The following is a 16,737-nucleotide window of genomic DNA, read 5'->3' as shown; positions in this document are numbered from 1 at the left end:
TGTATTCAACCATTTTTGGGAAAAGGAAAGGGCAGGAAGAAGACCGGAATTTGATCCAGGTTTTTTACCTATAGGGTACGATCACCACCTGCGACTCAGAACCGAACTACTAATGTAACATACCGCCGCCAAATAGGGCGAGGTCCCGTTAACACTTTGAAACAATGATAGCATAAGGTAAAGTGAATGAAAATGACAAAGGGATGAAACTCATCGGGTCTTACTTGGTTGTTCTGTTGAATTTTTATTTTAAAATTAACTACTTATAGGGGTACCTTAATCTTTTGCTTGAGGTGTTCTCTTGATGGCTAAATGAAAACAAACTTGGAAAGCGTAGGAGGGTTCCCACCAGCTGTTTTGCCATGGCTTCTTGGCGGAATTGTTTTGATCGCGGCCGCTGGATTTTTTTGGGGACTGTGGCCAAAGTGGCAAGTGCTCCAAATGGGAGCTTCTGACAACCGGTTTGGAAACATACCAGAAAGAATCGTCGCGGTATTTAAAATCGCATTTGGCCAGTCCAAAATGTTCAAAGACAAAGGACCGGGTTGGATGCATGCCCTGATTTTCTGGGGATTTCTGATTCTTCTCCTGAGAGCTTTCGAGTTTTTTCTTTGGGGATTTTTTCCTTCTCTTTATTCGGCAGAAGGCGCCACGGGTTCATCGTTTTTCTGGCAATCATATTATTACCTTAAAGATACCGTTGTTGTCCTGATTTCGTTTGCCTGCTTATATGGCTTGTACCGTCGTCTGATCGTTAAACCCAAGCGACTGACTTTATCGGGAGAAGGTCTCCTGATTCTTGTTCTGATCCTGATCATCATGTCCTCGGACCTTGCCTTCGACCGAATACCTTACCCGGAAGTCAAGATTGCAGCATGGTGGACCCATATTCTGACGATCCTGATTTTCGTCAACCTCCTGCCGAGATCGAAGCATTTTCATATCGTTACCTCCATCCCCAATGTATTTTTCTCCAGAGCCGGAAGTCCTGGCAATGGTATCAAGCGACTGGACTTTGAGGCAGAGGATGAAGAGGAATTCGGTGTTACCCGGATTGAAACGTTCACCTGGAAACAAATGCTGGATTTGCACACCTGCACAGAATGCGGACGGTGCGATGTCTTCTGCCCGGCTTTGAACAGCGGTAAACCCTTGTCTCCCAAAACACTCACAGTCAATTTACGCGATCACCTCAACGCAATGTCTCCAGAGTTGCTCGCCACTCCCAAAGACCAGCGCGAAGAAATTGAACGGACCAAACTTCTTGGGGAAGTGTTGAATGATGAAACAATCTGGTCTTGCACCACCTGTGGGGCGTGCGAAGAGGAATGCCCGGTGATGATCGAATACGTCAACAAAGTGGTCGACCTCAGGCGAGGCCTGGTAATGATGGAGGACCGCTACCCCCACGAACTGGGGCAGGCGTTTCGCTCTCTGGAAACACACTCGAACCCATGGGGATTTCCCGCCAACACCCGCGCTGACTGGGCGAAAGAAGCGGGTTTGCCAGAGTGGGATAAAAACAACCCGACGGAATATCTGTATTTTGTCGGGTGCAACGGGTCATTTGATAAACGCGGAAAAGCGATTTCAGAATCGGTCGCCCGTGCGCTTCAAACTGCGGGTGTCTCTTTTTCGGTTCTGGGTAACAGGGAAGGGTGTACCGGAGACCCGGCGCGTCGCCTGGGAAATGAGTATTTATTCGATATGCTGGCCCAACAGAATGTGGAGACTTTCAAAGAAGAAAATGTTTTAAAAATTGTGACCCACTGCCCGCATTGTTTCAATTCCTTAAAAAATGAATACCCGGAGTTTGGTGCTCGATTGGAAGTGATTCATCATTCGCAGCTGTTGGAATCCCTGGCGGCTGAAGGAAAAATTCAACAAGCCCGTGTTGAAGGTAAAACCGTCGTCCACGATTCCTGTTACATGGGGCGGCACAATGGGGAATACGATGCAGTTCGGAATGTTTTAGCACCGGCGCAGGGTGACGTGTTGGAAGTCGAGAATAGTCGCGAACGCGGGACCTGCTGCGGCGCTGGTGGAGCACGGTTTTTGCTGGAAGAAAACATTGGCACACGAATGAATGAACAGCGCCTTGATGAATTGATGGTTGAGGAACCGGATACGATCGCGGTCTCCTGTCCTTACTGCGTGCTCATGCTGGAGGATGCTGCAAAATCACGTGGACAAAATATAAAGGTAAAGGATATTTCTGAGATGATTGTGGAGAGTTGATAGCGCCTAAATAATTATTGGCGATCTGTTACAATGCGCCTGCACTAACCCAAAATGAAAGTTGTCCAGATGAACGAATCGAATGAAAAAGAGAACGAAGGCGCTACTCCTGCGAACTTCATCCATAAAATAATTGAGGACGACTTGAGCCGGGGAAAGAACGAGGGCCGCGTCCACACTCGTTTTCCTCCGGAACCCAACGGATTTCTCCATATCGGGCACGCCAAATCAATCTGTCTGAACTTTGGTTTGGCAAAGGAGTTTGGTGGAAAATGCAACCTGCGTTTTGATGACACCAACCCGGTCAAGGAAGAGCAGAAGTATATCGATGCGATTAAGGGAGATGTGCGCTGGCTGGGCTTCAAATGGGAAGAGCCGGAGTGTTATACCTCCGATTACTTCGACCAGCTTTACCAGTGGGCGGTGCAGTTGATTGAGCAGGGCGATGCCTACGTGGATGATCAGACGGCTGATGAAATTCGCGAAACCCGCGGCACTCTTAAAGAACCGGGAAAGGAAAGCCCTTTTCGAAACCGAACCGTTGAGGAAAACCTCGACCTGTTTGAACGGATGAAGCAGGGCGAGTTCGACGGCGGACAAAAGGTGCTCCGTGCCAAAATAGACATGGCTTCCGGCAATCTGAATATGCGCGATCCGGTGCTGTACCGCATTTTAAAAGCGACTCACCCACGCACGGGTGACGCCTGGTGTATTTACCCGATGTACGACTGGGCACACGGGCAGAGTGATTCGGTTGAAAATATCACGCATTCCATTTGTACGTTGGAGTTTGAAGACCACCGCCCGCTTTACGACTGGTGCCTGGATAAACTCGATGTGTTTCATCCGAGACAGTACGAATTTGCGCGGCTGCAATTGTCTTACACGATGTTGAGCAAGCGGGTGCTCATCCAGTTGGTCAACGAGGGGACTGTCAGCGGTTGGGACGATCCCCGTATGCCGACTATTTCCGGACTGAAGAGACGCGGCTATACACCAGAATCCATCCGTGATTTCTGTGATCGGATTGGCGTGGCCAAGGCGAACAGTACAGTGGAAATCGCACAACTCGAACACTGTTTACGCGAAGAACTCAATAAGACCGCACATCGCGTGATGGCCGTACTCAATCCACTGAAGCTCGTTATCACCAATTACCCGGAAGGGCAGGTCGACGAATTCGATTCCGAGAATAATCCTGAAAATGAAGCCGATGGTCACCGCAAGGTGCCGTTCAGTCGCGAGGTCTATATCGATGGGGACGATTTTAAAGAAGACCCACCGAAGAAATTCTTCCGTCTGTCACCTGGCAAAGAAGTTCGACTCAAGCACGCCTGCGTTGTTCGTTGCGATGAAGTGATCAAGGATGAAGCGGGCAATATTGTTGAACTGCATTGCAGTTATGATCCCGATACCTTCGGAGGCGGCAACCCCAAAGACGGGCGCAAGATCAAAGGCACCCTCCAATGGGTGTCGGTGCAACATGCGGTCAATGCCGAAGTGAGATTATACGATCATCTTTTCACGCATGAAGCACCCTGGGATACCAAAGCTTGTCCGGAGTTGAAAGACGGTCTTAATCCGGAATCGCTCAAGGTTATAAAAAACGCGAAAGTAGAGCCTGTACTTGAAAACTCCAAGCCAGGAGAGCGTTTCCAGTTTTTAAGGATGGGATATTTCTGTGTTGATCCGGACTCCAAACCCGGCACTCTTGTGTTCAATCGCACCGTGACGTTGAAAGACACCTGGGGTAAAATGGTTAAGAAAGGCAAAGCTGGTTGAATTCAGGAGGTGTGTCATGGCCTACCCGCGCAGTCCGTTAGACACTATTGGTGGTATGTATCATTTCGCCAGGATGGTCGATAAGATCTGGCTGAATTTCAGTGGTGACCTGCCAGACGACTATAAAGAACGTCTCGGTAAGGGAATGGATGGATATCTTTGCAAGTTTCTTGGTGTGAAATACAGCGATGTGGCTGCTCAGGTTGAAGCCGGAAAGGGTGACGAGGAAATCCTGGAATGGTGCTACGAAAATGGAACTCCCCGTACAGACTTTGACCGGTTGTTGTTCAATAAATTCCTGGAAAAACTGGGTTGGCGAGATGAAGACAACGGGATCACAAAGCGACTCCAGGACTACAAGAGCGACGATGGGCTTGCTGACCGTAATGATATTGAAACTATTTTTGATTTGATTGAAGTGAACGAAGGACGGAAGGATTAGGAAAAAATTTTAAACTAATTCGAGCAACTCTTTAGCTGAGATTCCGTGTTGGCCTGGGTGCCTGCAAAGGTTTTCATCAGGTCCTGAAATTCTTTTGAACCGCGCAGGTGTTTCTCCATAAACTCTCTCATCTTGGGCCAGTCCGGGTGGTTCTGGTTTTTTCTTTTTAATTCAAATATCTGACTTAACTGCTCTTGATTATATGTATCTGCCTTTAAAAAACCTTCCTGATCTTCCTCGGTCCAGTCAAAATTACGAAACTGGGACAGTTCATTTGTAGAAATTCGGTCAATATTGTGATCGACAAGGTATTTTAATCGGTTGCTGCGGTTTTTTCCCAATGCAACCTGGAAGTCGTGCTGCAATGTGGCCAGGGTGTTCAGGTCCGCTTGCTTGGAAATGATGATATCCCGCATCTGTCCTTGAAAACTGATCTTCTGGTTCAGATCTTCATCGGCGACCTTTTTCAGACAGGTCGCAAGGTCTGATGCGTTGGCCAGAGGCGTAAAAGCCAGTAAAAGGGCAATTGCGGTAACGACCGAAGTTTTGAAATGTGGAACAGGCATGAATAGAGGCTAACCCAGCCGGGCCATTAAATCAACACAAACCGACCGCGTGCTTCAGGCGTGCCAGACTTCTGTCTTTCCCGAGCAGCAGGACGACATCGTAGATGCCGGGGCTGGCAGTGCCTCCGGTGAGAGCCACGCGCATGGGTTGCGCGAGCTTTCCAAACTTGAGCCCGGCGTCTTCTGCAATTTTCTTGAGCAAGATCTCAAGTGCATCACTTTGAAGTGGTTCGGCCATGGTTTCAATACCGGTGATGACTGACTCCAACAGGGGTTTAGCTTCCGGTTTCAGAAATTTAGTGACGGCTTTCTCTTCGTATTCGATCGTTTCTTTAAAATAAAAGGTTCCCGCCTGAGCGACCTCGATTAGCGTCTTGCCTCTGGTTTTAAGGGCTGGCATGGCGCGGATGATGTCATCTTTCGGGAAACTATGGCCTTCTTCCAGAATCCCCCCTTTTACCAGAAACGGCTCGATCAGCGTGGCCAGGTTTGAATCCGGTGTGGCTTGTATGGTCTGTTCGTTAACCCAAAGCAGTTTTTCAGGATTAAATACTGCGGCAGAGGTGGTGATGGAATCCATTGAAAAATGCTGGATCAATTCGTCGCGCGAAAATAGTTCCTGATCGCCATGCGACCAGCCCAACCGCGCAAGATAATTGACGAGGGCATCGGGCAGAAAGCCATCGTCTCGATAAGCGAGCGTTGAAGTGGCTCCATGCCGTTTGGACAAGCGTTTTTTATCGTTGCCGAGAATCATCGAGATATGGGCGAATTTCGGTCGCGGCAGACCCAGCGCGTCAAAGATCAGTATCTGTTTTGGAGTGTTCGATAAATGGTCGTCGCCTCTTATCACGTGGGTGATGTTCATATCAGCATCATCAACCACTACAACAAAGTTATAGGTGGGGGTGCCGTCGGTCCGTTGCAGGATGAAGTCGTCGAGTTCGGTGTTGTCCCAACTGATATTGCCACGAAGCAGATCATTGAAGACGGTGTTGCCTTTTAATGGAGACTTCAAGCGGATGACGTGGGGTTCATCGGGTTGATCTTCACGGTTGCGGCAAAGCCCATCGTACATAGGGTTTTTGCCTTCAGCCTGCAATTGTTTGCGAAGTTCTTCGACTCTTTCTGCTGAGCAGTAACAGCGGTAGGCCTGACCGTTGTCGAGCAAGGTCTGGATTTTCCGATTGTATAAATCCTGGCGCTCGGTCTGTCTATAGGGTCCTTCATCATGATCCAGCCCGAGCCAGGCCATCGCGGCCAGAATTTCCTGTATGGACTCATCGGTTGATCGCGAGGCATCGGTGTCTTCTATGCGCAGGACGAAGGTGCCCCCCTGATTACGGGCATAAAGCCAATTGAACAGGGCCGTCCTCACTCCTCCGATATGGAGATAGCCGGTAGGGCTGGGGGCAAATCGCACGCGTACTTTATCGTTCATGAACCAACTCCGGTGATTTAGGACGGATAGCTTAGCAAATTAAAGGCAGGATTTTAAGTTTAGGCCAAAATAAAAGGCCGGCTCGTGAGAGCCGGCCTTCCCCTGGGTAAGGGATGTATTGCTCGCAGTCGTGAGGGGACTGCGTTATTTCCAAAAACTTTTTAAACGTAAGTACAAGACTTAGTTACAAGCAATTGAAACAGGGTTGGTTCCCGTGTTGGTAAACCGTACGAGACCTGCAATGTCCCCGATGCTGTCGCCACGGCTGAAAGCAGTCTGTTTGGTCAGGACAACTTTGTTACGTCCCATGGAACCCATAACTTCAATACCGGTTTTTCCGTGGTCCGTGGTATTGAGAGAACGGTTGTCGTCAGCTGGCCCAAGAGTCAGCGGAACGGTGGTAGCATTTGCGGATTTCCAGACAACCAGGCTGCCGGTACCGCGATCGTTGCTGGTATAGCCGAATTTTTCGGTAGCTGCATTCGGAATGTTAGCAACTTCAACGGTGATGGAGTTAGCGTTGTTACATTCGGTAGATTCGCCTGGGTTGATGGTGCCCGCTTGAGCGGATACCGCCGAACCTGCAAAAAACAGGGCGGTGAGGATAAGAACTTTTTTCATTGCTTGCTCTCCTTTCAAAGGCAAGGGTTAAGAAACTTACTAATCAAACCAACATTGAACGGGAATGAGCGACTTGAATTATAGTTTGACGTTTACTTTTCACTTACGCAGTTTTTAAGGGAACTACGTTGAGGGAAAAGCACCGTTCCTTTTCCGGTTGCTGCTCTGGAGAAAGGAAGTAACAGATCGAATATTCACCCTCCCGGGGAAACTCTAAACTTACGGTTTGACCCGCCATTACAGTTTGTATCCTGGCAATTTCTGCTCCGGATTCAATTTGTGATATGGATGTCTGGTGCAATGAGAAACCCCAATCGTTCTTTAAAGTCACAGGTGAATCCTGAAAAACTTTAACGGGGGCATCAAAGCTTACTTTGTTGAGTTTAATTAGATGCCTGGGTTCTTTAGCGAGGGCTGGAGAGACGACAAGTAGATATATCAGGATAAGAATTAAAGCATTGACTAAAAATGCAGATTTTCCCAAACCTCTGGCAAGACCCATAATACCTCCCGATTCTCAATTCTAAAAGGCATTCCACAGGGGATTTGTCTATGGGCATAACGCCGCCGAAGACAGGCCTTCTAATAATGTTACAGGCCAGATTTTAGTGAAGAATGGGAATGGAGGATATCAGTGGTTGGCTTTATTTCATGTAGGAAAAACACCTTCCACGATCTCAGTTTTGCCTACACGGCGGAGAAGGTATTGCCTGGAATCTTGCGGTCTTTTTTCTATATCAGCTGATTTTCGATTGCATAGTAAATAATTTCTGCATTTTTTTTCATTTTCAGTTTTTCCAGAATGCGGGTGCGGTAGGTGCTGATTGTTTTAACGCTGAGAGATAATTCTTCTCCAATTTCAGTGAGAGTTTTGCCAGAGGCAATCATGAGAAAGACCTGGTATTCGCGGTCAGAAAGCAGTTCATGCAGTGGTTTGTCTGTTTGGAGAAAGTCGAATGCCAGTTTTTCGGTGACCTTTGGGGTGGCGAATTTGCCACCACCTGCCACCTTGCGCACGGCTTCCAGGATAGTGTCCATATTGCTGTCCTTGGTGAGGTAGCCCGCAACACCGGCTTTGAAAAAGCGAACAGCGTACTGGTCTTCAGGGTACATGCTGAGAACAAGAAGAGGGACTTTCGGAAATTCTTCCTGCATTTGTCGAACCACTTCCAGTCCGTGTTTGTCTGGTAAGGCAATGTCAAGCAGGACCAGGCTGGGTTTACACTTCTTGACCAGGTTGACGGCTCCATGTCCCGAATCGGCCTCCCCGATCACTTCGATATCATTGGTTTCTGAAAAGGCATTTTTTAATCCTCTGCGGAAAAGAGGATGGTCGTCCACTATCAGGAGGGTGATAGGTTTTCTTCTGGTTGCTAAGTTGTTCATGTTGTCTCCGTGTGAATTTGGATCGTCACTGTGGTTCCCTTGTTTTCCTCGCCCTGGATATCCACTTTGCCACCCCAGGGCAAAACGCGTTCCTTCATTCCCAGTATACCAAGAGATTTCGAATCGGAAATCTTGCTTGATTTGATTCCTTTTCCATTGTCAGCTACTTTTAGAATCACATGACCATTGACCTGTTTCAGACATACACTAACTTGTGAGGCCTGTGCGTGTCGTACGATATTGGTCAGCGTTTCCTGAAAGATCCGGAACAATGCTGTTGCCTGTTCCGGAGTTAGCAATTTGGGCAAATTGTGCACCTGTACAATGCAATCAATGCCTGTGCGTTTTTCAAAGTCCTGAGCCTGCCACTCAATCGCATCCTGCAACCCGAGGTCGTCGAGTACAGGAGGACGCAAGTCCATCACTAATTGTTTTACAGCAGGCAGAGTGCCATCTACAAGTTCCAATAGTCGTTGAGTATTTTCTCTAAGGGCTGGGGCAATGCGGTGCAGCTTTTTATCGAGCAGGTCCAGCTCGAGTTTTAGTGTAGTTAAAACCTGCCCTAACTGGTCGTGGAACTCCCGTGCGATACGTGAACGCTCTTCTTCGCGGATGTTTTGTAGCCGGTGGTACAGGTTTCGCAGTTGATCTTCGGATTTGAGGATATTTTTTTCTGCTGTTATCCTCTCAGCAGCTATTCCTAATAAATTGGCGAGAGTTTCTATCAGATGTCGCTCTTCCTTAAGGAATGGACCTTCGTGGGTTTGTGGCTTTTCTTTGCTATAAAAAACCTCAAGAGTACCCCTTTGAATGCCGGATACAAAAATCGGCGCTGAAATCATCCAGGGTGAACCCTCGAAAAGAGGTGACCCGTAAGTTTGGTTGTCGAATCGAACTTTGACCCGTGTGGCCTCCGGATATTGCCAACCGGGCTTGATGTTGGCTTCCAGTTTGTTGAAAATCATTTCGAGGGATTTTGAAGTTCCGATTAAATGGGAGACCTGGTACAAGCAGGTAAGCTCTTTGATTCGTTCTTTCAGGATTGAGAGTAGTTTTTCCTGATGAATTTCCGCCCGCTGACGCTCAATAGCACGACCCAAATGAATTCCTGCCTGCGACATGACTTCGAGCATTTCTGTTTGGGGTTCCACTGCTCGAGTGGAGAAAAACTCCATAACTCCCACCACTTCTTTTCCGATCAAAACTGGAAACGCAAACCCGGCACGGATGCCAATGTTATTGTCCAAATGCGCCCGCGGAAAATTTTCATCAAGCGTGGCATCAGTGATCCAGGCAGGTTTGCCGCTTTCGAGTACGCGCCCCGGAAGCCCCACACCGGGTTCAAAACTGGTTGATTCAGTGATCCTTTTGAAATTTAGAAACGCTTCTTCTTCAGAAAAGTGCCAAATGTTAGATGATATCAGATGGTCTTTTTTGCCTTCCTCCACAATATAGAGGTGTCCCACAGGCCAATCGGTATGTCGGCAAAGTTGATCAAGTGCGAATTGGATCGTACCTTCAACGGACCCGCTAATATTGGCAACTGCAGTCAGGTTTTTGTTGAGTTCAAGGAAAGATTTTTCACGTATGAGTTTTTCATGCGCTTGATGAAGCTCCTGTGTTCTAATCCTGACGTTTTCTTCAAGAGCCTTATGGGCATTTTGCAGTTTTTGTTGGGTGCGTTGCTGTAATAAACACAACATGGCAGTGAGCCAGATCGCAATGATGGCCAAAAAACGGTTTAAGAGCACTTTCCATAATTCACCACCTGATGGCGAAATAAAAATTCCGAAGATACAGAGAACTGTTCCTGCGGTCGCTTCTATCAAGATGTACTTCCTTTTGCCAGTAAGTAATCCAAGTAAAACCAGAGCAACGTATAAAACACCGTCTGAAATCCCAAGAGGACTGACCCAGTCTATAAAAAGGACAAACCCGGCGGTTCCCAGGGAAAGGAGCGGCAGCAAATTAGAATTCTTTTGAAATTTTTCGGAAATGAGATTCATGGGTCTTTACGAAAAAGATAGTCCTTCAACATAACATAAAGAATTGCTATCGCGAGATAGGCCATCCTTTATACGGCTTTTTTCAAAGGTTTTGGTTCCCCATAATCAAATCAGGTAATAGCTGAACTTCGGGTTTTTTGGGAAGGTTTTGGCAGTGTATACTGATATTAAATCATGGGGTTAGGAAATTTCCGCCGTGGGGCGAATATTTTGTAATGAGTCTATGAAATCTATCGACTAATAACTTAAAGAGGCGGAACTTTCGTGACTCCCGCAGATTAAAAAGAAAAAGCTCCAGGAGTTGTGGCTCCCTTTTAGAAGGAGAATATCGTGACGAAATTATCTCGAGTAGTTCCCTCAATAATTCTGGCTCTTTTGTTTGCTTTTCCTGTTCAGGCGATTGAAATGCGTGGGGAGTTGGTCTTGAATAAAGGACCGCTTCTCGAAATAGATACCTTGCAACGTACCCCGGTCTGCGAAAGCCTTCTCGATTTTCATGCAGGGAAGGATCAACCTAATTTTTTCAATTATCGTGACAATAATTGTCAGGGGCGTTATACGTTCACCTTGCGTGGTAAGCCTGGATCGACGGTCACTTTGTTCGGAAATGTGGATTACAGGAAGGAACGTGGATACCTGATTATTAGAAAAACGGATGACAAACAAATCTGGCTAACGGAAATCGAGTCGATTCCGGCAAACCAGTGGGTGAAACGTGCGCCTGAAAATGGATACGGAGGATACGAGGCATACTACGCTTCGGCTCCCCAATTCAGCCAAAATATTGCATCAGTCAAGTGGGGCCACTGGTGGGGACAGGAAGTTCCTGGAAGTGCTCACTAATATTCAGCAGGAGGGAAAGGAGACATCATGACGCAATCAAAGGTTTTGGCAATTGTGTTGAGCATCTTGTTATTCCTGCCGATTTCTTCCGGGGCCAAAGGTCGGAGCGGACTAATCCTCAATGCAGAGGGTTTGAGAGAATTGGGGTATTCCTATGGCGGTAACTTCGCCTTATACGATGTCCCTCATGGTGAGGACCGTGGACGCATTGATGATTTCAATCATTTTCAGGGACAAAAGCGTTATTCCTTGACTCTTGATGGGGAGGCGGGAAGAATTGTTACGCTTTACGCCCGTCCGCACTTTAAAGGAAACGCCGGGTTTCTGGTGATTCGAAAAACAGACGACCGGCAGGTCTGGATACAGGATTTGATGGATTTCCCTAAGGGTGTCTGGCATTCGGTTCCAAGCCAGAATGGGTATGGTGGTTTTGAGGTGTACTCCCAGGCGGCTCCCTTGTTCGACCAGAATATTTCCTCTGTAAAATGGGGGAAATGGTGGTCTGGAGAAAAGCCTCAGTCCTGACATTTGCTCATAGAAGTGGTAAATAGTTTCAGCCTCCCGGAGAATTTCCGGGGGGCTTTTTTTCTTTTTGAAACGGATTTTTAAGTAAAATGGAGGCATGGTCATTGAACAAATCCAGTGCCGATCCATACTCACACGTTCCGGGGGATTCCTGGAGCCTGTTTGTACTCATTCAATCAATCCGTACATTGGTTGTGGCCTGGGCAATACTTTGTGTGGGACCGGCTGTTACGTCCAATCGAACGGCTGGCTTACACGCGGAAGAAGGTGGGGCTCTTTTCTGGAAGTGAAGTCAAACGCCGCCAGGGTTTATAAAGAGACTTGTGAAAGGGAAAGACGGTGGGCCCACCGAAGGGACCGTCCATTTTCAGTTTTTTTTTCGAGTTCAACAGAACCCTGGCAACCTGCCGAGAAAAAATTCAGAATCACCCGGCAGTTGTTAAAAGCCCTGACCGACAATCCGCCAGAAGAATTAATCCTGCAAACACATTCAACATCCATCCTTGATGACAAAGACCTGATCAGGGCACTCTCCGGAAAAACGGACCTGCGAGTCCATATCTCCATAGAAACGGATCGCGAGCATATACAGGGTTTGAATAAGCAGGCCTGTGGTGTGGAGGAAAGGATTGAAGCCGTCCACAACTTATCCGATGCCGGTTTATTTGTTGTGGTGTGCATGGCTCCACTTTTGCCAATGGAACACCCGGAAAGGTTTTTTAGAAAACTCGCACGAGCCGGTGCCCAGGCTGTTGTCGTGGATCATTTTATAGAAGGGGATGGTACTGCCACCGGGTCACGAACCTTGAAAACTGTATTGCCCGAAAAAATGGAAGCATTGATGCCCGCTTCGGTGCAACTCAATTATCGTGATGAAATTGCTTCTATTGCAAGGCGTTTTCTGCCAACAGGAATTTCTGCGGCAGGATTTGCCGGAAATTACTCCTCGGTTTAAATGATGAATATTGAAGCGCCTGAAACCCTGAAGCAGCGGCTCACAAGAGTAGAGGGTCGCGGTTACAAAGCTTATAAGGATTTGCAGGGAACAGATTGGGCTTTTGGTCCTATCCAGCTAAAGTTTGAGCATGTGCAGGGAGATGCTTTTGCGGAACCCTCGCGTATGACAGCAAATTTACCTTTCAAGTTGAGTGGATTACCGGATGCTGTGTGTGATACGGCTTTGTCAAGGATTGCTGTAGAAGACTTTTTGCTTCGTCGATTTCATAAAGCTGTTTTGACAAGGAAAATAAAGCCAAAGGGTGCTGGAAAAAGTGGGATCATCACTGCGCTTTTCCCATCTCAGAAAATAATTAAAAGGTCAGCCGTAACAGTTTCTAAAAATCAAATCGAGTTGGTGTTCTTTGTCGGTTTACCGGCAGAAGGAAGGCGTATACTGGGTCTGGAATGCTGGCGTTTATTTGAAGAGGATGTTGCCGGTATTTTGCGACAGAGTCTTGCTGCTGAAACGCTGGACATGCCTGCCTTGAAGCTACATACGGAGACCTTTGAAGATTTTCATTGTTTGCAAGGGTTGTTGAACGAGAAGGGTTGGGTCGGGTTTGTTACTGATGGTTCCTGCCTGGCCCGTGCAGCGGGCAATTCCGATTTACCCCTGAAAGAGTGCCAATCGTTTATCGCACCGGAAAAACTTTCAGACAGGGTGACATTGCCCAATGCAGGTGAAATTCGAGGCATGCCAATTTTAAAGGGCATCATGCTTCTGGTAGGCGGCGGGTTTCATGGGAAAAGCACATTATTAAAAGCTCTGCAGAATGCAGTGTATCCGCATATTCCGGGTGACGGACGTGAACAGGTTGCCGTTAACCCTACGGCTGTCAAGGTGCGTGCTGAAGATGGACGTTTTGTGAATAAAGTTGATATCTCCCCATTCCTCGATAATTTGCCAGGAATTGAATCTACTGAAACCTTCTCAACACAAAACGCGAGCGGTTCCACCTCGCAAGCCGTAAATATTGTGGAGTCACTTCAATCTGGATGCAAGTTGCTGCTTCTGGATGAAGACACCTGTGCAACCAATTTTATGATCCGGGATGCCCGTATGCAGGCTTTGATTCACAAAGAACAGGAGCCGATCACACCCTTCATTGATCGCGTACGGGAATTGTACGAACGATTCAATATCAGTGCTGTCCTTGTTATGGGTGGTTCGGGAGATTATTTTGATGTGGCTGATACGGTTGTTGCTATGGAAAACTTTCAACCACACCTTGTCAGTGAAGAGGCGAGAAAAATTGCAGTAGCTATGCCAACTGGACGAAACAGGGAAACCCCCATGCCATTTCCCGATTTAATACCTGGCAGGCATTCACCTGAGAATTTAAAATTTCGCAAAGGAAAGAGAGAAGTGTTTATTTCGTCCCGAGGTTGCGATTCCCTGCTCCTTGGGATAAACGAGATTGACACGCACGAGATTGAGCAATTGGTCGAGACGGGGCAACTGGAAGCATGCGGTTGGATTTTACATGCATTAAAGGAATGGCTTGAGAAAAATGAAGGATCCAGTGTCGCTGGTGTGAAATCACTTCTTTCCAAAATGGAAAACAATGTGTCCTGTCTGTTACCCTGGAATAATGGGCTGGTTTCTTTACCGCGATTGCATGAAGTGATGGCGGTTTTGAGCCGAATGAGATTTTAAAACGAACTATTCAAGCGGGTCACCGGGGCGAAAATCGACCAGCGGTTTTTGCTCAGGCAAGGGTAGAGGGCCATTTGAAAAACGATGGAGTCGCCCTTTCGGGTTTGCCGGCCAGGCTCCTTTGGCGACATTGGTGGGTTGATCGCCCTTGAAAACCAGATAACCGTACTTACCGTAGTGGGGCAGTTTTCTGGCAAGCCCCTTCGCGGCCTCGGCTGAATGGAGCAGGATCCAGGAAATGGAATGGCGGGGTGACTTTGGGTGGGGAACGGTTAACGCTACGCTGTGTTCCTTAAGTGAATACGGTTGACCGTCGATCCTGATAATGTCTTGTTTGACAATGATGCCCTTTGTCTCCAGCCATTTTAAAAGGGGTTGGTTCTTTTGAAAGTGATGGCCCAACAGCCAGACGGAATGGTCTCCTTGTTCCAACCAATCGGCTTCAGTATCTTTTTTACCGTTGAGAGTCGACGCTATATATTTATAGGCTCCCTGTAAAGCTTGCTCTCCATTTTCCTCAATGACAATTAGGCTTTGGGAGTCCCCAAAAGATTGAGAGATGCTTGGAGGTACCTCGCCTTCATTCAATTGTCTAAAAACCTCGTTCCAGGGATCTAGCAAAATTGCACGTGGTGCGCTTGAAAGTGAAATTGAAAAATTTTGATTCGATTGCGTGATAGTTGCCATCTTGATTAGGGGAGCGGCATTGTTTTCACTCCAAATAATGTAGGGTAGGTCCAGATCGAATGTAGATCCATTTTGGTTCTGGAGGACTTCAAAGTCCAACTGAAATCCTGTTTTTGTTTTTTGAGAAGAAACCTTTCCAAGGGTGATTTGGGGAGCTCCTTTTGAAGAAATCCATTGTCGGAAAAAAGTCGAAAGATCCTGTCTTGAGTGCGCCTCCATGGCTTCCTGCAGGTTCTGGTATCCTGCGCGCTTGAAAATATGTTCAAAATAAAAGTCGTGCAAGGCATCCAGAAAAACTTTCTCTCCAATTCGTTTGCGTAGCATGTGAAAAACCATCACGAGTTTTCCATAACCGATTGCCTGAGTTGTCATGTCTGTGCGGGAAATAAACTCGTTTAGGGGAAAATCATTTTTTTTGGACACATAGTTTTTGTATTTCATCAATTCCTGAAAACGATAACGGTCACCTTTCCCCTTGAGATCCTGCATGAGATGGTCGGCAAGGTAAGTAGTGAGTCCCTCGGACCAGTTTCCCTCTTCTGTTTTTACGAACGCTCCATTTCCCCACCAGTTATGAAGGATTTCGTGAGGATAAGAGGTGTGCAGGATGAAAGGAAAACGGATTACCTGAGATCCAAGCAATGTGAACGAAGGCATGCCGTAACCCGTTTGCTCAGAATTTTCAACAACTGCGAATTTAACGAAGGGATAAGAACCAATCAGCCTTTGGTAAAACGGGATGTATAGTTTTGCTGTTTCTATAAAACGTTGGGCTAGTTCCGGATCTTTACTGCGCAGGAACACTTGCAGGTCAATGTCTTCCCATCGACCCCTGAATTCATGATAACGGTCCGTGATGAGATGAATTTCCTCCATCGGATCGTCGCATTTCCAAAGAGTTGAGATACGTCCGCCATTGTCAATGTGGGAAATACGTTTCCCTTCGCTGACCACTTCCCAGCCTGGTGGAGTGGTGGTTTGCATTTCAAAGATAATAAGGGGAGATGCATTTCCGGTTTCAATGACCGGGTAGAACAAACTGTTTTGACTCAGGAAAACAGTGTGGGCGTTTTCTACACTATTTTGCTCTCCCGTTTCCTGGAGGTCCCGGTAGGGGCCCCGGTAACGAAATTTAAATTGAATAAAGTCGGGCCAGTTATTGTTGGTGGGCTTAAAAATTTCAATCCGGTTTATGGGTTTGCTTCCATCCCTTGTTTTTGTCGCTGAAATTTTCCAGTCTCCCTGATGAGGAATTTCGACCGGGTCGACTTTAAAGTCCCCATGAAGGAGGAATACAAAGGAGGGTTCGTTCCATTTGCCAGGATAAAGTGTGAGGGCATCTTCTGCGGTTAGCGTTCCGAGGTGTGGCTTCAGTTCAATAGACAGTTTGTGTTCAACTGGCCGCTTTAGACCTCCTGCTAGTGCAGGAGGCGGGCACAGAAGGGCTCCTTGAAAAAAAAGGGACAAGAAAAGGCAGGTAAACCCACGGCGAATTGTTGACAATTTTATGTCCGGGAGATGTTGAATAAAATTCCGTGAACTAT

The 16,737-nt window shown here is 47.2% G+C and carries 14 protein-coding genes; 7 read left to right on the top strand and 7 right to left on the bottom strand.

All coding sequences use genetic code 11. The features are described 5' to 3' along the window. Positions 1-312 precede the first annotated feature (312 nt). From G3M70_00300 to G3M70_00290, 3 genes are all read left to right on the top strand, one after another. Positions 313-2,238 (top strand): (Fe-S)-binding protein, encoded by a 1,926-nt coding sequence (locus G3M70_00300; protein ID QPJ60412.1) that lies wholly within the window; start codon positions 313-315, stop codon positions 2,236-2,238. 69 nt (positions 2,239-2,307) lie between these two features. Then, the gene (locus G3M70_00295; protein ID QPJ60411.1) at positions 2,308-4,020 is read left to right on the top strand and encodes a glutamine--tRNA ligase/YqeY domain fusion protein; all 1,713 of its coding nucleotides are present in this window, start codon (positions 2,308-2,310) and stop codon (positions 4,018-4,020) included. 16 nt (positions 4,021-4,036) lie between these two features. After that, the gene (locus G3M70_00290) at positions 4,037-4,462 is read left to right on the top strand and encodes a DUF5069 domain-containing protein (GenBank protein ID QPJ60410.1); all 426 of its coding nucleotides are present in this window, start codon (positions 4,037-4,039) and stop codon (positions 4,460-4,462) included. A gap of 14 nt (positions 4,463-4,476) precedes the next feature. Here the strand turns inward: G3M70_00290 and G3M70_00285 are convergent, their stop codons facing one another. The 6 genes from G3M70_00285 to G3M70_00260 all read right to left on the bottom strand — a co-directional run bounded on the left by G3M70_00285 (position 4,477) and on the right by G3M70_00260 (position 10,482). Beyond that, on the bottom strand, positions 4,477-5,028 hold the full coding sequence (locus G3M70_00285; GenBank protein QPJ60409.1) for a hypothetical protein: 552 nt from the start codon (positions 5,026-5,028) through the stop codon (positions 4,477-4,479). Between the two features lie 31 nt (positions 5,029-5,059). Continuing rightward, entirely contained in the window at positions 5,060-6,469 is a 1,410-nt protein-coding gene (gltX, locus tag G3M70_00280; GenBank protein ID QPJ60408.1) for a glutamate--tRNA ligase, read from the bottom strand. Between the two features lie 180 nt (positions 6,470-6,649). After that, entirely contained in the window at positions 6,650-7,090 is a 441-nt protein-coding gene (locus tag G3M70_00275; protein ID QPJ60407.1) for a hypothetical protein, read from the bottom strand. Between the two features lie 103 nt (positions 7,091-7,193). After that, positions 7,194-7,592: a hypothetical protein gene (locus G3M70_00270; protein ID QPJ60406.1), complete on the bottom strand. Its 399-nt coding sequence runs from the start codon at positions 7,590-7,592 to the stop codon at positions 7,194-7,196. A gap of 230 nt (positions 7,593-7,822) precedes the next feature. Next, the gene (locus G3M70_00265; GenBank protein ID QPJ60405.1) at positions 7,823-8,476 is read right to left on the bottom strand and encodes a response regulator transcription factor; all 654 of its coding nucleotides are present in this window, start codon (positions 8,474-8,476) and stop codon (positions 7,823-7,825) included. Next, positions 8,473-10,482, bottom strand: coding sequence for a GAF domain-containing protein (locus G3M70_00260; protein QPJ60404.1), 2,010 nt, complete (start codon positions 10,480-10,482; stop codon positions 8,473-8,475). Before G3M70_00260 ends, G3M70_00265 begins: the two co-directional genes overlap by 4 nt. A gap of 330 nt (positions 10,483-10,812) precedes the next feature. Between G3M70_00260 and G3M70_00255 the strand changes: the two genes are divergently transcribed. The 4 genes from G3M70_00255 (at position 10,813) to G3M70_00240 (ending at position 14,506) form a co-directional block, all read left to right on the top strand. Then, a complete protein-coding gene (locus tag G3M70_00255) occupies positions 10,813-11,325 on the top strand; it encodes a hypothetical protein (protein ID QPJ60403.1) in 513 nt (170 codons plus the stop codon). Positions 11,326-11,352: 27 nt separating this feature from the next. Beyond that, on the top strand, positions 11,353-11,850 hold the full coding sequence (locus G3M70_00250) for a hypothetical protein (protein ID QPJ60402.1): 498 nt from the start codon (positions 11,353-11,355) through the stop codon (positions 11,848-11,850). A 286-nt stretch (positions 11,851-12,136) separates the two neighbouring features. Next, complete coding sequence (locus tag G3M70_00245; protein ID QPJ63654.1) at positions 12,137-12,805, top strand: hypothetical protein; 669 nt, start codon at positions 12,137-12,139, stop codon at positions 12,803-12,805. Positions 12,806-12,808: 3 nt separating this feature from the next. Beyond that, positions 12,809-14,506 carry an ABC-ATPase domain-containing protein gene (locus G3M70_00240; protein QPJ63653.1) on the top strand — a complete coding sequence of 566 codons (1,698 nt, stop codon included), beginning with the start codon at positions 12,809-12,811 and terminating at the stop codon, positions 14,504-14,506. A gap of 6 nt (positions 14,507-14,512) precedes the next feature. On the opposite strand, the gene G3M70_00235 is transcribed toward G3M70_00240, so the two are convergent. After that, positions 14,513-16,696 carry a M1 family metallopeptidase gene (locus G3M70_00235; protein QPJ60401.1) on the bottom strand — a complete coding sequence of 728 codons (2,184 nt, stop codon included), beginning with the start codon at positions 16,694-16,696 and terminating at the stop codon, positions 14,513-14,515. Positions 16,697-16,737: the final 41 nt, after the last annotated feature.

This window comes from Candidatus Nitronauta litoralis (assembly GCA_015698285.1).
In the GTDB taxonomy this organism is placed as follows: domain Bacteria; phylum Nitrospinota; class Nitrospinia; order Nitrospinales; family Nitrospinaceae; genus Nitronauta; species Nitronauta litoralis.
Note: the sequence above shows the minus strand (reverse complement) of the source record. Positions and strands in the feature narration are given on the sequence as shown.

What these genes read in the sequence shown, in the direction of transcription:
- G3M70_00300 (QPJ60412.1), top strand. Translation starts at nt 313, where the DNA reads ATGAAAACAAACTTGGAAAGCGTAGGAGGGTTCCCACCAGCTGTTTTG.
- G3M70_00295 (QPJ60411.1), top strand. Translation starts at nt 2,308, where the DNA reads ATGAACGAATCGAATGAAAAAGAGAACGAAGGCGCTACTCCTGCGAAC.
- G3M70_00290 (QPJ60410.1), top strand. Translation starts at nt 4,037, where the DNA reads ATGGCCTACCCGCGCAGTCCGTTAGACACTATTGGTGGTATGTATCAT.
- G3M70_00285 (QPJ60409.1), bottom strand. Translation starts at nt 5,028, where the DNA reads ATGCCTGTTCCACATTTCAAAACTTCGGTCGTTACCGCAATTGCCCTT.
- gltX (QPJ60408.1), bottom strand. Translation starts at nt 6,469, where the DNA reads ATGAACGATAAAGTACGCGTGCGATTTGCCCCCAGCCCTACCGGCTAT.
- G3M70_00275 (QPJ60407.1), bottom strand. Translation starts at nt 7,090, where the DNA reads ATGAAAAAAGTTCTTATCCTCACCGCCCTGTTTTTTGCAGGTTCGGCG.
- G3M70_00270 (QPJ60406.1), bottom strand. Translation starts at nt 7,592, where the DNA reads ATGGGTCTTGCCAGAGGTTTGGGAAAATCTGCATTTTTAGTCAATGCT.
- G3M70_00265 (QPJ60405.1), bottom strand. Translation starts at nt 8,476, where the DNA reads ATGAACAACTTAGCAACCAGAAGAAAACCTATCACCCTCCTGATAGTG.
- G3M70_00260 (QPJ60404.1), bottom strand. Translation starts at nt 10,482, where the DNA reads ATGAATCTCATTTCCGAAAAATTTCAAAAGAATTCTAATTTGCTGCCG.
- G3M70_00250 (QPJ60402.1), top strand. Translation starts at nt 11,353, where the DNA reads ATGACGCAATCAAAGGTTTTGGCAATTGTGTTGAGCATCTTGTTATTC.
- G3M70_00240 (QPJ63653.1), top strand. Translation starts at nt 12,809, where the DNA reads ATGAATATTGAAGCGCCTGAAACCCTGAAGCAGCGGCTCACAAGAGTA.